This is a genomic window from Neobacillus oceani, assembly GCF_046237595.1.
GTDB lineage: Bacteria > Bacillota > Bacilli > Bacillales > Cytobacillaceae > Bacillus_D > Bacillus_D oceani.
The window spans coordinates 2,035,926-2,050,733 of sequence record NZ_CP143543.1; the positions used below are offsets into that span (position 1 = coordinate 2,035,926).

Genomic DNA, 14,808 nt, shown 5'->3' on the forward strand with positions numbered 1-14,808 from the left:
TTTCTGAAATGGCCCGGCATCTTTTTTATACCTAATATTTACTCCGATGCTTCGGTATAAACAGCAATTAGCACTTTAGCGACGTCATCGCCTATATTTTTTACATAATGAGGGACGCTTGCACACCAGCTGAACGTATCGCCCTCTTCCATGATATAGGATTCTTCTCCTTGCTCCGCGAGGATTTTTCCCTTTAGCACCAGATGGCATTCTTCGCCTTCGTGTGCATTTTTACCCCCGGTAGAAGCCCCTAGAGGGAATTCGACGACTCGAATGCTTAATCCTCCCCGTGATGCCAAATGCTCTACCTTCATTTCGGATTCGTTTGAAGTCATAACCTGCCGCTCATTTTTCCTAATGACCGTCATTTGTTTATCTTTTTCTAAAAGAAGGTATGGTAAAGGTACTTTTAAGAAGTTAGCAATCGTTTGTAATGTGTTTATTGATGGAGAAGTGTTGTTGTTTTCAACATTGCTTATAAATCCTTTCGAAAGCCCTGTTCCTTCGCATATTTGCGCGATCGTAATGTTCTTTCTCTTTCTGATGGACCGTATTTTGGAACCGATATCCATTCTTCTCACCTCCCCAAAAAGTTTCTTAATAGTAAACTTAATTTCATATTAACAAAAAAATCGTTGACACGCCATATTCACTTTTGGTATTGTATGAAAGAACAAAGATTCATATAAGTAAACTTTTTGAGCTCAAGCATTTTACGATGAATTGTTTTTTGTGTTTATCATCATGTTATATACAAGGAGGTGTGGCTATTGGACACAGAAATGAATTATGAACTTCGCCGTCCCAGGAATGCTGTTCAAGGGGAAAAATATCCGGCATTATTCATTATGCATGGAATAGGAAGCAACGAACAAAACATGCTTTCTTTAGTAGATGGCTTGGAAGACCGCTTTTATATCTTTAGTGTTAGAGGCCATTTGCCTCATGGACCCGGCTTTGCTTATTTTACGATAGAAGGATACGGCAAACCGCACCGGGAAGTTTTTGACGAGGGAATCAATAAATTATCATCTTTTATAGATTATGCTACTGAGAAATACCCGGTGGACTCTAACAAGGTTTACTTGATGGGCTTTAGCCAGGGAGCGATTGTTTCGATGACTCTGGCGCTAACCCTTGGAAGCAAAATTAAAGGTGCGGTAGCTCTTAGTGGTTATATTCCACAATTTGTTAAGGAAGAATACACGATAAACCCTGGCAATCAGTTATCATTGTTTATCTCACATGGGGAATACGACAATGTTCTGCCTTATGAATGGGGAAAAGAAAATGTGGAATTTTTTACTCAGCTTGGGGTAGCGGTCACGTTTAAATCGTATCCGGAGGGACACACCGTATCCTTGGAAAATTTACGAGATTTCCAATCGTGGATTTTAAACGATTTATAAAATGAACTACCTGAAAAAGATTGGAGGGATATGAAATGTTGCCATCATTCTTTATCGCTCATGGTTCTCCAATGCTGGCCATTGAGAACAACGATTATACACAATTTGTAAATCAATTAGGCAAGGACCTTCCCCGTCCAAAAGCAATTGTGTTGTTTTCCGCACATTGGGAATCGAGGGTCCAACAGGTTAGCCGGGTCGATCAATATAGTACGATTTATGATTTCGGCGGTTTTGATCCATCGCTATACACAATCGAGTACCCTGCTCGTGGAAGCAACGAGATAGCGGGGGAGATAGAGGATCTGTTCACCCAGAATGGTATTTCGTATGAAAATGAAACAACTCGCGGCCTTGACCATGGGGCTTGGGTAGTCCTTCGCATGGTTTATCCGAATGCGGATATTCCGGTGATTGCCATGTCTGTGAATCCGGCTCTTACTCCTGAGGAGCAATATAAAATTGGAGCCGCATTATCCGTTTTACGGGAAAAGGATGTCTTGATTATCGGAAGCGGAGGAACTGTTCACAATCTGGGAGCATTAAAGTGGGCTGATAACGGAACGATTGACTCTTGGGCGCTTGAATTTGATGATTGGTTGGCAGTTAACCTTCAAAATTGGAATCTGCAATCTTTATTTAACTACGATACTCTTGCTCCCAACGCTTCAATAGCTGTCCCTCCATACGGAAATGAGCATTTTATACCAATCTTTTATGCAATGGGAGCAGCTAACAATGAGCCAAAGGCGACGATGCTTCATCGCAGCTATCGATATGGCAATCTAAGCCACAGTGTATGGCAATTTGGTTCATAAGAGATTGCAACAGCCGGTTTTTGGATAAGATAGAAGAAAGTAGACTCGCTTATATCTCGAAGTAAGAAGGATTATATTAAAGATAAAACAAAAAGTAGGAGTGGTAAAAATGGAAAATAAACACGAAATCGGAGCACTTATTTTACGGGTAGTATTAGGGTTTTTATTCTTTTACCATGGGCTTGTAAAGTTCCAGGGGGGAATTGAAAATACTGTTGGCTGGTTTGATAGTATTGGAATACCAGGATTTATGGCATATGTAGTTGCATTGGTTGAGTTACTCGGTGGAATTGCGTTAATAATCGGATTTGCGACAAAGATTGTCTCTGTTTTGTTTGTAGTTTTGATGATTGGTGCAATCGTTTCAGTAAAATTTGCGGTTGGTCTGCTGGGCAATGGCCAAATGGCTGGTTATGAATTAGATCTAGCTTTCATGGCAATGGCAGCAGCTCTGGCATTTACAGGCAGCAATCTATACTCCGTAGACAGCCTTTTTAATAAAAAGGATTAATCAATAGCCAATAACTACAGAAAGGGGTCCGTGAAAACGGATCCCTTTCTGTGTTAGTAAGGAAAGTTTTGCCGTAATAGGAAAAGTGACTTCTAAGAAGCATTCATTGTGGAGACGGATTTATTCTTTTTATGAAACACAATTCCAAGAGCTACATGAGCAACAAGGGTAGCCAACCAAAAAATCGGAATAAGAAAGAAGGGGAATGTAAAACCAAAAATGTGTGATAAAGAGACTAGTAACATAATAGCCGCGGAAATCATGTACAATACACGGATAAACAAAGGGACAATCTTACGGGCCATAATGATAAAAAGGACAATTCCCAATCCCCACAACAAATTAGCTGTATCGATTCTTGATTCTACTATTTGGAACACTGTCATTTGAATTTCTTTTAGCAATTCCTGTTGTTCGGCTGTAGCTTTTCCATACCGTTTTGCCATATCCATAGCGGCTGTCCATTGAACATTTCCCGCAGACATCGGAATAATAAATCCAATCCCGGTTGCTCCCAAAAAGGTACTTTTGATTGGGTGTTCATTTTTGAATAGCCTCGCTAATGAAATAAAGAAAACTGCTACAGAACCCCACAATAAAATAAGAGACAAACCCGCCAACCTTAACCCTATCGGATTTTTTGAAGCAGCAATCATAAAGGCTAATTCAACTGGTGAATCTCCACTGGAACTTAATAAGATACCTATGGATAAAAACAAAAGCAAGACAGGAAGAGGTAAGAAAAATATAAACCTGGAAAGAAAATGAAGCCACATTTTTTCTTCGTTAGTTTTCATAAAAATTTCACCCCAAAATAATATTATTTTCCTTATCCACATTATGTTTAACGTATGAATATTATGATAGAAGGAATACATAGTAAAATAGTTAAATAGCTTCATTCCGGTGGCTTAGCCCGAGATGAAAAACCTGAATGAAGAAAAGGTCGAAACCGCAGTGACCAAGATTGATAAAGTGATTTCCGAGGATTAATAATAAATGGTTTTGAGGCATCCTGCCGGCATGGGGGATGTCTTTTTTTATGACAGGAAAAAATTCCTCGAGTAGGTGTTCCGCGTGACATTCGAAGGCTCGAATCTGGTTTACATATCGAGGAAAATCCCGTTACGTGCCAGTTTGGAGGCAAAAACCTAGTTTAAGTGTCATTTGAAATTGCTGACAAAATACATTGAATGTAAATTTATTCCTCGCCAACTGTGATGGCGCGAATTTTTTCGAATATATACCGTGTTTTTCATTTTTATCGGGCACTTTCTGAATATTATCGGGCACTTTTTCGAATATATCGGGCACTTTTTCAAATATATCCGGGAATTTTTCAATTTATCCGGTTCTGTCACTTTTTAGACACAATTACATACCAATTCAAGGTGGGTGAAAGCACTAAATGATAAAAGCCAAGAATCCACGATGCGCAAAAACCAATCAACCTAATACCTACAACATTCGGGTATGGCTAGCGCAATAAATTAAAGCTGGCCTTTCAGCAATTTGGCCACAATAGGCTAAAAGACTCCAAATCAATAGAAATAGAGTCCTTTCTTCAAATAGCCTCAATATCAATTACCCCCTTTTCCTCACCCTGAAATTTTGCCTGAGGACTGGCCAGTTTTGGGGGAGGGGTGGGCCGAGGACCCAAAAACTGACGCCTCTTAAGCCATATTGTTTAACCAAATCATATTTTGCCTGCAGGCTTCGGGCGTCTTCGTACCAGACTTCATGCTGCTGGCCCGTTTCGTCCGTGTACCTGAAAAACGGTGCCTCGTACGTTTCGTTGTATTGAATAGCCTGGCCGAACCGGGTGGCGAGTTCAATTGCGCTTTTCAAATTAACTGTTTTTGCATACGTACCCTTTACCCATGGAATTTTCCAGTCGCGGCCATAGAGCGGGACGCCCATCATGATTTTGCCAGGTGGGATGACAGTAACGGCATAATCAAGAACCTTCCGCACTTCGGTAACAGGGGCGATCGCCCAAGGACTGCCGCCGGACCAACCCCATTCATAGGTCATCAGCACAACAAAGTCGGCGATTTCGCCGTGCGCGGGGTAATCATGGGCTTCATAGAGCAAACCTTTCTGGGTGCCGCTTACCTTTGGGGCGAGGGCAGTTGACAGTGAATAGCCTGCCGGGTGGAGACGGGCGGCTGCTTTCCGCAAAAATGAGTTGTAATTTTCTCTGTCTTCGGGATAGACGTATTCAAAATCGATATTCAGCCCACGGTACCCTTTTTCCTGTATGCGCGCGATGATGTTTGCCAAAAGGGTATCCTGAATAGCGGGATTGCGTAAAATTGCCCCAGCCCTGTCGGAACTGAAAGAGCCGGCAACGGTATTCGTAATTGTAAGCAATGGAGCTGTGTTCGTGGCAGTTGCGCCTTGCAGGACAAGAGTATCCTGCAGATTGGCGAGTGAGCCGTCTTCGTTAACCCCGTAAGAGAAAGGGGAGAGATAGGTGAACAGGTTGCCGCGAGCGGTTACTTCATTCCTGCCCCGTTCGTCCATCCTTGTAACATAGGTGTTCACTTCTTTGACAGGTTTGGCCTCGGCTGGAATTCTTAATATCTGCCCAGGATGAATCAGGGACGGATTGGCAATGTTGCTGGCTTGTGAAATCTGGTTAACGGTTACGCCATACCGCTTGGCGATTGCCCAAAGCGTTTCACCGGCGCGGACTGTATGGCGGAAGTAGGGGATGAACAGCATTAGGCCGACATAAATCAGGGAAGGGTTGGTGATATTGTTGAAGCTGGCAAGATCCTGTACCGTCACACTGTACCGCGCTGCAATTTGTGATAGCGTATCGCCGCGCTGTACGACATATTCCTTATCCGATTCAGGAATCACTAGCGATTCCCCGACGACGAGAACGTTTGGGTTCTCCAATTCATTAACGGTGACAATCTGGCTGACAGTGGTCCGGTACGTTTGCGCCAGCCTCCAAAGGGAATCCCCCGGTTTTACAACGTAAATCCTCATCGGCTCACCTCCAAAATCTCTTTTCTATAAAAGTATGCGGATGAGGGAGCTCTTCATGATTTTATAAGAAAGAAGGAGACATCGAAACCTTCCATGTTTTAAAAGAAAAAAGCCCTTCAGGATTTCAAAGAAAAATCCGAAGGGCCCTAGCCAAAACTTTTGTTTTTTTACAAAAAATCGTTCCAAATCATTTTTCTTCAACCATCTCTACTTCCCGGAATCCATCCCCGTCATTTGACTCGGCCATCTTCACGTTCGTTAAATAGGATGCCCTTGCGATCAGATGGGCTGAAACCGGGGCAGTCAAGAACACGAAGAATATACCGAGTATCAGCCTCACGCTAAAATACCCTTTACTAAAGAGGAAGAATACAAGGGTGCCTACTAGTGTGAATAAAACCCCTAGTGTTGAGCTTTTTGATGCTGCGTGCGACCGTGTGTAAACGTCAGGAAGCCGGATTAATCCGATGGAGCTCAAGAAACTGGCCAGAGAACCAGTTAAAATGAGAATAGCGGCAACCATTTCACTGAGGGCGCTTGGGTTCAATAGCTACACCTCTTTCCAGAAACCTTGCAAAGGCAAGTGTTCCAATAAATGATAAAATCCCAATCAGTAGGATAACTTCAAAAAACGCGTGTGTTCTGAGTATGACGGAAATTACGGCCACACCGGCGATTGATGTAACTCCGATAGCATCCAGTGCCTGGATCCGGTCCGGTACGGATGGCCCAATGATTAGCCGGTAGAAGAACGCAAGGAATGAAAGTGCCAGGAAGAATAATGAAATCTTTAATATTAAATCGAACATTTCCGCGTCACCCTCTTGATCGAGTTTTCAAATCTTTTTTGCGATTTCAAGATCGCCTCATTCGAATCAGACGTATCCAGTACGTGGACAAAAAACTTCCTTTTGTCATCCGAAACCTTGATTACGACTGAACCTGGAGTTAACGTTAAAAGAAGAGCCAAAAGGGTCACCTCGATGTCACTCTCCAGGTCCGTTTCAAGCGTCAAGGTACCCGGCGTAATCGCCAATTTAGGCTTAAACACATGGCGAATAACCATATAACTGGAGGAGAATAATTCCTGAATAAATACAGCAGCCAATTTAATGATATTCAAAAGAGTAATGATATAAAAATTTTCCGGAAGGAAGCGTCGCATTAAAAACAGGACAATGATTCCAACGAAATAGCCGCTTATAAAGGTCAAGGCGCTCCAATCATCCTGTAGCCCTGACCAAAGTATAGCGATAAAAAGATTGGTTAATACCTGCATAGGCACATCGACCACCCCTTTCTGCAAGAATGAAAGACTGGTTTTGCATCCGATCCCACTCAGCTTTTGCCGAGGACTGCTTCAATATAGAGGGAAGGATTCGTTAAACTTTCAACAGCCAGTTCCGTAAAGGCATAAATCCCTTCCGCACCGAGCCCAAGCGCAATAGTCAGAGCGGTAAGAACGGCGATTGGGAATAGCAATCCTTTCGTTTTCTTTTTCTCTATCTCTTGTTCTTCATCCAGATAGGATTCTCCCCAAAAGCCATTCATAAAGATTTTCATAACGGAATACAGGACCATTAAGCTTGTAAGAAGCCCGATAGCCCCAAGCCAAAAGTAGCCCGCTTCAAATGTACCTTCCGTAATATACAATTTGCCGATAAACCCGCTGAGTGGCGGGATCCCCGCCAGTGACATAGCAGCTACAAAAAACATCCATCCTAAGTAAGGATACGTCCGAATTAATCCGCTGATATCCTTAAGCTTAGCTGTTCCAGTAATAGCGATAACCGTTCCGCCGATCAGGAAAAGAAGGGCTTTAATTATGATGTCATGGATCAGATAGTATACGGCTCCTGTCAGTCCTTCAGAAGTATTGGAAGCCAACCCTGCTAAAATAAATCCAACTCCGACAATTACGTTGTACGTCAGTATTTTTTTAATATCCCAATACGCAACAGCGCCGATTGCTCCTAGTACCATCGTTAAGGCCGCCATGATCCCTATAATAAGATGCGTATCCGGATCATGGTAAAACACAAGAGTAAACATTCTTATAATCGAATAAATGCCAACCTTGGTCAAAAGCGCTGCAAAGATAGCCGCAATTGCTGTCGGAGGGGCACTGTACGAACCAGGAAGCCAAAAGAATAACAGCAAGCCGGCTTTTAAACTAAATACAATTAAAAATAGCAGCGAAATGGCTGTTAATAGTCCGTCCTGCCCGGCTTCAGCCACCCGGACTGAAAGGTGGGCGTAATTCAAAGTGCCCAACGTCGCATACAAGTATGAAATCGCAACTAGAAAAAGGAGCGATGATGTAAGGTTTACGAGGACATATTTAATCGATTCCCTCAGTTGTATCCTAGTTCCACCGATTGATATAAGTACATATGAGGAAATCAACATTACCTCAAAACAGACAAAGAGATTGAAAATATCTCCGGTAATAAATGATCCATTCACCCCTGTGAGCAGGAATAGAAACAGGGGGTAAAAGAAGTTTTTTTCACGTTCCCTCCCGATTGAGCGGAAGGCGTAAATGAAACAGAATAGGGACACGATGCTTGCTGTTAAAAGAAGCAGGGCGGAGAACATATCCGCAGCCATGCTTACCCCAAAAGGGGCTTCCCAGCCGCCAAGGTGGAGAACCTGGATGCCGCTGGCCGTTATTTGGGACATTAATACCGCTGATACTGCTCCGGTTCCCGCAATCGCAAGAATCCCCAACAGCCGCTGGGCGAAGATTCTTCTTCTAATAATGACCATGACCATCCCTGTAATTAACGGGATAATGATGGGCAGTATGAGTAAATTATTCATTTTCATTACCTCTCATCTGTTTCGTGTCATCCGTGCCAAGCACCTTGTATGCACGATAGCTCAGAACAAGGAAAAGGGCGGTCGTTCCGAAGTTAATGACAATCGCGGTCAAAATAAGCGCCTGGGGCAACGGATCCGTGAAGGTGTTCGCGCCATAATCCAGAAGGGGCGGTCCGCCAGTCTTCAAGCCCCCCATCGTGAGGATGAGTAGATTGACTGCGTGGCTGAGAATGGAAGTTCCCAAAATAATTCTCAGTAAATTTTTGGATAACAGTAAATACGTTCCAATGGTAAAGAGGACACCAACAAGTATAGACAGCATAGTTTCCATATTTATCGGTCCTCGCTTATCGTGATTATAATTGTCATGGCGGTGCCTATTACCGCTAAGGCTACCCCGAGGTCAAAAATCATTGCCGTTGCCAGCTCTGTTTTTCCGAAAATCGGGAGGTCGAAGTAACCGTAAGCCTGTGTAAGGAAAGGAGCATTAAAGAGCAGGCTGCCAATCCCTGTGAAAATTGCAATCAATACGCCGGTTGCCGCCATCGACTTAAAGTCAAAAGGCATGTTCGCCCGTACCGTTTCGATATCATAAGTCAGGAAAAGAAGTGTGATCGCGCAAGCAAGCGCAAGCCCGCCCACAAAACCGCCCCCTGGAAAATGGTGGCCGGAAAAGAAAAGGTTAATGGCAAAAGTGAGAATGATGACTACAGCAACTCTCGCCACACTTCGCAGGATGACGTCATTTTGTTCCTTCATTCTTCTCACCCCTATTTACTTCAAGTTTTATTAATGTAAAGACCCCAAGAGCCGCAATAGCAAGAACCGATATTTCCAACATTGTATCGATGCCCCTGAAATCGACAAGAATGGCGTTCACAATGTTTCGGGCTCCGGCTAAATCATAGGAATTTTTATAAAAGTCTGAGATAGGCTCAAACAGCCTGTTGGCATTGGCAGACAAGGCAAACAAAGTAACCGTAACCCCGGCGCCTATAGAAATAACGAGATTTAATGGCTTAAATGGAATACGTCCGGTCCCTTTGAAAAACTTCGGCAAATGGAAGTAACATAGAAGGAACAAAGCAGTTGTCACCGTTTCAATGACCATTTGCGTCAAGGCTAAATCCGGAGCCCTGAAAATTACAAACAATAATGATACAAGATAGCCTAATCCCCCAAGGGCGAGGACAGCTGTCATACGTGATTTTGCAAAAAGAATTGTAAGGGCAGCGGCAAGCAGCGCTATGGCAAGCGCACCTTCAAAGAAAGTTATTGGCGCATTATTTGCCGAATCAAATGAAAGCCGATTAGAAACAAGGAGAGCACCACCAGCGAGCAGAATTAAAAATCCAAACGCATAGACGATGTAATCTCTAGTATAGCCAGTCATATACCGTTCAGTCAGATTGCGGGATGCCTCTTCGCCCCGCTCCAGCCCAAGATCATAAAACGTATTCAGGGTTAAGGATTCCGGATAGCGCCTTAGCAATCCAACCCAATTTTTTCGATACCGATAGAGGAATATCCCTAACAAAACAACGCCGATTGTCATGGCCAATTCTGGTTTAAAGCCATGCCAGGCACTAATTTCTTTTGCAAAAACTGCTTCCGGCAACCCCGGCAATACCGCGTGGGCAGCAGGCTGCAGCAAGTATTCGGAAAGGGTATTCGGAAAGAAGAAGATGGCTACAACAAGGACGGCCAGCACGATTGGCGGAATCAGCATCCCGAGCGGCGCTTCGTGAGGCTTCTTATCCAATCGTTCAGGCTTATATTTGCCTCTAAACGTCTTAATGACTAGAACAAGGCAGTAAACGAAAGTGAATACGCTGGCAACCCATGCGATGGCAGGAAATAGAACCCCAAGCGTGCCCATGTTAAAAATAGACATCTCTGATGCCCTCAGCATCGCTGTAAAAAACATTTCCTTACTTAAAAAGCCATTGAATGGGGGCAAGCCCGCCATTGAAAAGGCACCAATTACTGCTAGGGTAAAGGAGACAGGCATGATTTGCATCAAGCCGCCTAGCTTTCGGATATCACGTGTCCCAGTTTCATGGTCAATAATTCCGACTACCATGAAAAGCGCACCTTTAAAGGTTGAATGGTTAATAAGGTGAAAAACGGCTGCCAGCACAGCTACAGCATAGACGGAAGACTCGCTGCCTCCTGTAAAATACAAAGCCGCCGATCCGACCCCAAACAGGCTCATAATAAGGCCCAGTTGGCTGATGGTCGAGTACGCAAGAAGGGCTTTTAAATCTGTTTGTTTCACCGCGTTTAACGAGCCATAGAGCAATGTGGCAAGGCCAACCCCGGAAACGAGCCAGAACCATTCCGCCTCTCCACCGAATACAGGCGTGAAGCGGGCAACTAAATAGATGCCGGCTTTGACCATGGTGGCTGAATGAAGGTAGGCGCTGATTGGTGTCGGTGCTTCCATGGCCCCCGGGAGCCATATACTGAACGGGAATTGGGCCGATTTTGTAAAAGCGCCAAGCAGAATCAAAATCATCGCCGGCACGAACAGGGAATGCGTTGTGATGTCCCCGACATTGGCGACCATTTCCCGAATGCTGTAGGTTCCGGTTATCATTGACAGCATGATGAAGCCAGCAAGCATCGCAAGGCCACCAAAAATCGTAATGAGCATCGATTTTTGCGCTCCATAACGAGAGCGTTCACGCTGGTACCAATAAGCAATTAACAAAAAGGAAGAAATGCTTGTCAATTCCCAGAACACATAGAGAAGCAGTATGTTGTCAGAGAAGACGACCCCGAGCATCGCGCCCATGAACAAAAGCAAGTATACATAGAAATTGTTTAGAGCTTCAGTGTATTTAGACATATAATAAATAGAGTAAAGGATGACTAGCGCGCCTATACCGGTAATCAGCAACCCGAAAATAAGGCCAAGTCCATCCACATAAAGGGTAAAGTTTAGATTCAGCGATGGCATCCAGGGAACAGATCGTATGAGGTCCATACCATTGGAGATGCGTGGCAAAAATCGGAGCAGATACAAGAAGAGGACGACCGGAACAAGTAGAACAAACCATCCAGTATGCACCCGCGGCGTAAAATATTTATATAATAACGGCACGAAAATGGCGAATATAAAGGGAATTAAAGCAATAAAGTGCAACATATGCAATTTAACCGCCTCCTATTATAAAATTATCGGCAGTGACTTCAGTAGTTTGCTGCCTATATGTATGAGATTCTTGGTTCAATGGGATTGACTAGCTTACTTGCATAAGATATAGTCATACAGAGCCACCCTATTATCAATATTTGTTAAGTACTTCACATCTATACCGAGGTGACATCATAATGGAAAAAATCAAGGGGCGCATGGACGAAAGCATCCTCGTCTGTGTCTACTACGGTCCGAATGGCGAACGGCTTATCCGCCGCGGCTGCAAAATTGCTAGTATGCTGGACTGTCCACTTTACATTTTAACCGTAGACCCAAAGCCATACAGCGAAATGGATGCGGAAAAAGCTCACTATATCGCAAAGTGGAATAAAATTGCGGAAGCCCATGACACAGTCTCGTTCATCCTGAAGGATAATGAGAAAAGGCCTATTTCAAAGGTGATTGCACAAGTCGCTAGGGAAAAGCAGGTTACACAAATCATTCTGGGCCAGACCGCGCAAAGCAGATGGGAGCAAATTGCAAAAGGATCGATCATCAATTCACTATTGAGGGAGATTCCATTTGTCGATTTACATATCATCTCGGTTCCCCGTTATTTAAAAGAAGCGGAAGGCCACTATGAAAAAGGTGTCCGCGCTTATCTTGTCAAAGACAATGAAAACTACCGGGTGATTTTTAAGCATACAAAGGATGTTTTATACGAAGGCATCTTCTTTAAGGAACAAGGAACGGATTTCAATACTGGCGTTTTCAAGTTTATGAAAGACCAGCAAATGCTTCATGTCCAAGTAATAGACGATGCCGTTGCGGCTCTGGAAAACGTCGAAATGGAATTGGATATCCAGGACGATGATGATGAATAGTACTTGTGGCCTCCGCGTAATTTGCGGGGGCTTTTTTTGTCGTTGCCGGGGCTGACCACTAAGGAAAGCTCCTTGGAAAAATCATCGCAGGGACACAAAGGAAAGCTTCCGAGAATAAACATCGCAGGGACAGGCGATCTTTGCCTGTCGCGAAGCGGTTTTTGCTTGTCGCGAAGGCTCTTGAGCATTTTGTTCTACCCCCGGGCAGGCGAGGCATTTGAGGTAAAAAAGGCCTTGCATTGGCTTTTAATTTGCCTTTGAGCTGCCAGGCTGGCATTGCAGAGATTATAGGTTTACATCAACTCTGATGAAGGAGTCCTCGTCTTTTTCAATTCCGATATATTTTAATGTCTCCTTAGGGCTATGGTGGTTAAAGACCGACATGAGAATAGAAATTGCGATTCCTTTCCGGTATGCGTGGTAGCCGAATGTTTTCCTAAGGGTATGCGTGCCGATTTTTCCTGAGACTCCGACCTTTTTGGCGGCATGGTTGATAATCCGATAGGCTTGCTGCCTGGTAATAGGCAGGTCATTCTTCTTGGATTTGAACAAATAATCGTTCCCATCAAGCTGTTGCTGTTGGAAATACAATTCCAGCTCATTCCGTATGCTGTTATTGAAATAAAAAGCCTGTGGTTTCTCGCCATCACTTTCATGAATCATCATGAATTCCTTTATAGACTCGCCGTCCCTAACATCTTTTACTTTAAGTGAAAGCAAGTCGCTGACCCTGATTCCGGTATTGATTCCAAATACAAAAAGCAATACATCCCGTTGTGAATTCTCTCTTAACTCTTCCTTAATGGCATTGATTTGGTCAATGTCTTTTATAGGGTCAACGTACTCCACTTGTATTCCTCCCAATGTTACATAATTGGATTTTATCATAAGTTAAGTTACATAACAAAACGATAAACGCAAAAAATGTCGATTTTTTTTAGGAAATGGGAGGGTCCTTTAAATACTTCCTGCTCAACACATACAAGCTAATAAAAAGGGTAATGATTGAAATGAATTTGCTGCCAAGAATTAACCCAGCCGCATAGCTTTTATCAACGGGGACAAACGGAAGGGCAATCCCAATTACAACGAGGGCAATCATACTGAACAGGACGAAAAATGCGTTTGTATACGATTTGTTAATGATTAATAAACCGGTCCGGCTGCTTGTGGATACATAAATCGAAGCCATATATCCCAACGCCACGATGATTAAATAAACCAATAAGATGATACTGACAGTGATCGTCATAAAATCCCTCCTCGTATGAAAAGTAAATTAGAAAAAAGCCAACAAGAATGGGAATCGCGCCAAGTGATTTTTGTTCGAACGTAGAAGAAGGGGAGTCGTGATACTGCTGAATTTTAAAGATGGGGGTACCAGCACCGTGAGAAAACATCTTAAAATGACCATCTAATGACAACGCGAACTTTTTAGAGCAACACAAAAAACTTGATGTTACATAATCTTATTATATCACAGGATTAAGTAACATATTGAATTTTTGGCCAAAAAAAGGAACGGCGATTCGCCGTTCCTGGATTTTCGTTTACTTTTATCATTGTGGTACTGATCCTGCATATTCTCCATTAATAAAGACATGTTGTTCTACTTCTCCAACCGGATTCACAAATGGAACCATGACCATAACTAACTGTGGAAATGGGTTTATTACTTCTATAGAGTGGGCTCCGTTCCAGTTGTAGCCTTTGGACCACAATTCCGCCTTCTTATCTTTAAAAGCATCACTTCTTAATAACCCTGCGACTTCTTTATTCCGCTCGGCTCCTGAAATCGGTACCCAGGAATGGCAATCACATGGTTCTTCTGCAGCCTTGACCGCATTTCCCGGTACAGCAAATACGCCAAAAGCAAGTGCTCCGCTAAATAAAACAGACAACAATTTTCTTTTCAAATTGACGCCTCCCTTTTTTTGATACAATTCCTATTTCTATAGATTATGGCAAAACCCTTCTTTTTTCGAGGAAAAAAGTGAAAAGAAAACCAGAATATGTCGGTTAGGTGAATTGCTCGAAAGGAAACTTTCCCAACAAAAATTTCTATAAATGTGAACATTCTGTGACAAAATACTATTTATTCTGTTAATATAGGAAAAAAGGAAGGAAAGAAGAGGGTGAAGGAATGGGCCGGGTTTTAAAATTCTTTTATCTAGCGATTGGGTTTTTTTGTGTGGCTAGTTTCGTTGTCCTTATGATGAAG

General features: G+C 43.2%; 17 protein-coding genes. 4 read left to right on the plus strand and 13 right to left on the minus strand.

Annotated elements, in window-relative coordinates:
- Positions 1-38: 38 nt before the first annotated feature.
- Complete coding sequence (locus V1499_RS10090; protein ID WP_409275911.1) at positions 39-572, minus strand: helix-turn-helix domain-containing protein; 534 nt, start codon at positions 570-572, stop codon at positions 39-41.
- Between the two features lie 189 nt (positions 573-761).
- Here V1499_RS10090 and V1499_RS10095 point away from each other — a divergent pair, with 189 nt between their 5' ends.
- From V1499_RS10095 to V1499_RS10105, 3 genes are all read left to right on the plus strand, one after another.
- On the plus strand, positions 762-1,409 hold the full coding sequence (locus V1499_RS10095) for an alpha/beta hydrolase (RefSeq protein ID WP_409275913.1): 648 nt from the start codon (positions 762-764) through the stop codon (positions 1,407-1,409).
- Positions 1,410-1,444: 35 nt separating this feature from the next.
- Entirely contained in the window at positions 1,445-2,227 is a 783-nt protein-coding gene (locus V1499_RS10100) for a DODA-type extradiol aromatic ring-opening family dioxygenase (protein ID WP_409275915.1), read from the plus strand.
- Positions 2,228-2,336: 109 nt separating this feature from the next.
- Positions 2,337-2,738, plus strand: a complete 402-nt coding sequence (locus tag V1499_RS10105) for a DoxX family protein (RefSeq protein WP_409275917.1) — start codon at positions 2,337-2,339, stop codon at positions 2,736-2,738.
- Positions 2,739-2,830: 92 nt separating this feature from the next.
- On the opposite strand, the gene V1499_RS10110 is transcribed toward V1499_RS10105, so the two are convergent.
- From V1499_RS10110 to V1499_RS10150, 9 genes are all read right to left on the minus strand, one after another.
- Positions 2,831-3,535 carry a hypothetical protein gene (locus V1499_RS10110; RefSeq protein ID WP_409275919.1) on the minus strand — a complete coding sequence of 235 codons (705 nt, stop codon included), beginning with the start codon at positions 3,533-3,535 and terminating at the stop codon, positions 2,831-2,833.
- Positions 3,536-4,322: 787 nt separating this feature from the next.
- Positions 4,323-5,738, minus strand: coding sequence for a LysM peptidoglycan-binding domain-containing protein (locus tag V1499_RS10115; RefSeq protein WP_409275921.1), 1,416 nt, complete (start codon positions 5,736-5,738; stop codon positions 4,323-4,325).
- Positions 5,739-5,925: 187 nt separating this feature from the next.
- Positions 5,926-6,261 carry a monovalent cation/H(+) antiporter subunit G gene (gene mnhG / locus V1499_RS10120; protein WP_409276272.1) on the minus strand — a complete coding sequence of 112 codons (336 nt, stop codon included), beginning with the start codon at positions 6,259-6,261 and terminating at the stop codon, positions 5,926-5,928.
- A 1-nt stretch (position 6,262) separates the two neighbouring features.
- Positions 6,263-6,547 (minus strand): Na(+)/H(+) antiporter subunit F1, encoded by a 285-nt coding sequence (locus tag V1499_RS10125; protein ID WP_409275923.1) that lies wholly within the window; start codon positions 6,545-6,547, stop codon positions 6,263-6,265.
- Positions 6,535-7,017, minus strand: a complete 483-nt coding sequence (locus V1499_RS10130) for a Na+/H+ antiporter subunit E (RefSeq protein ID WP_409276273.1) — start codon at positions 7,015-7,017, stop codon at positions 6,535-6,537. Before V1499_RS10130 ends, V1499_RS10125 begins: the two co-directional genes overlap by 13 nt.
- Positions 7,018-7,076: 59 nt before the next feature.
- Positions 7,077-8,561 carry a Na+/H+ antiporter subunit D gene (locus V1499_RS10135; RefSeq protein WP_409275925.1) on the minus strand — a complete coding sequence of 495 codons (1,485 nt, stop codon included), beginning with the start codon at positions 8,559-8,561 and terminating at the stop codon, positions 7,077-7,079.
- Positions 8,554-8,892, minus strand: coding sequence for a Na(+)/H(+) antiporter subunit C (locus V1499_RS10140; RefSeq protein ID WP_409275926.1), 339 nt, complete (start codon positions 8,890-8,892; stop codon positions 8,554-8,556). Before V1499_RS10140 ends, V1499_RS10135 begins: the two co-directional genes overlap by 8 nt.
- A 2-nt stretch (positions 8,893-8,894) precedes the next feature.
- Positions 8,895-9,320 (minus strand): Na(+)/H(+) antiporter subunit B, encoded by a 426-nt coding sequence (locus tag V1499_RS10145; RefSeq protein WP_409275928.1) that lies wholly within the window; start codon positions 9,318-9,320, stop codon positions 8,895-8,897.
- Complete coding sequence (locus V1499_RS10150; protein WP_409275930.1) at positions 9,304-11,718, minus strand: Na+/H+ antiporter subunit A; 2,415 nt, start codon at positions 11,716-11,718, stop codon at positions 9,304-9,306. The genes V1499_RS10145 and V1499_RS10150 overlap by 17 nt, the downstream gene beginning before the upstream one ends.
- Before the next feature lie 179 nt (positions 11,719-11,897).
- Here V1499_RS10150 and V1499_RS10155 point away from each other — a divergent pair, with 179 nt between their 5' ends.
- Positions 11,898-12,587, plus strand: coding sequence for a universal stress protein (locus V1499_RS10155; RefSeq protein WP_409275932.1), 690 nt, complete (start codon positions 11,898-11,900; stop codon positions 12,585-12,587).
- Between the two features lie 285 nt (positions 12,588-12,872).
- Here V1499_RS10155 and V1499_RS10160 read toward each other — a convergent pair whose 3' ends face one another.
- The 3 genes from V1499_RS10160 to V1499_RS10170 all read right to left on the minus strand — a co-directional run bounded on the left by V1499_RS10160 (position 12,873) and on the right by V1499_RS10170 (position 14,503).
- Entirely contained in the window at positions 12,873-13,436 is a 564-nt protein-coding gene (locus tag V1499_RS10160) for a site-specific integrase (protein WP_409275934.1), read from the minus strand.
- A gap of 88 nt (positions 13,437-13,524) precedes the next feature.
- Complete coding sequence (locus tag V1499_RS10165) at positions 13,525-13,839, minus strand: hypothetical protein (protein ID WP_409275936.1); 315 nt, start codon at positions 13,837-13,839, stop codon at positions 13,525-13,527.
- 307 nt (positions 13,840-14,146) lie between these two features.
- A complete protein-coding gene (locus V1499_RS10170; RefSeq protein ID WP_409275938.1) occupies positions 14,147-14,503 on the minus strand; it encodes a hypothetical protein in 357 nt (118 codons plus the stop codon).
- Positions 14,504-14,808 lie beyond the last annotated feature (305 nt).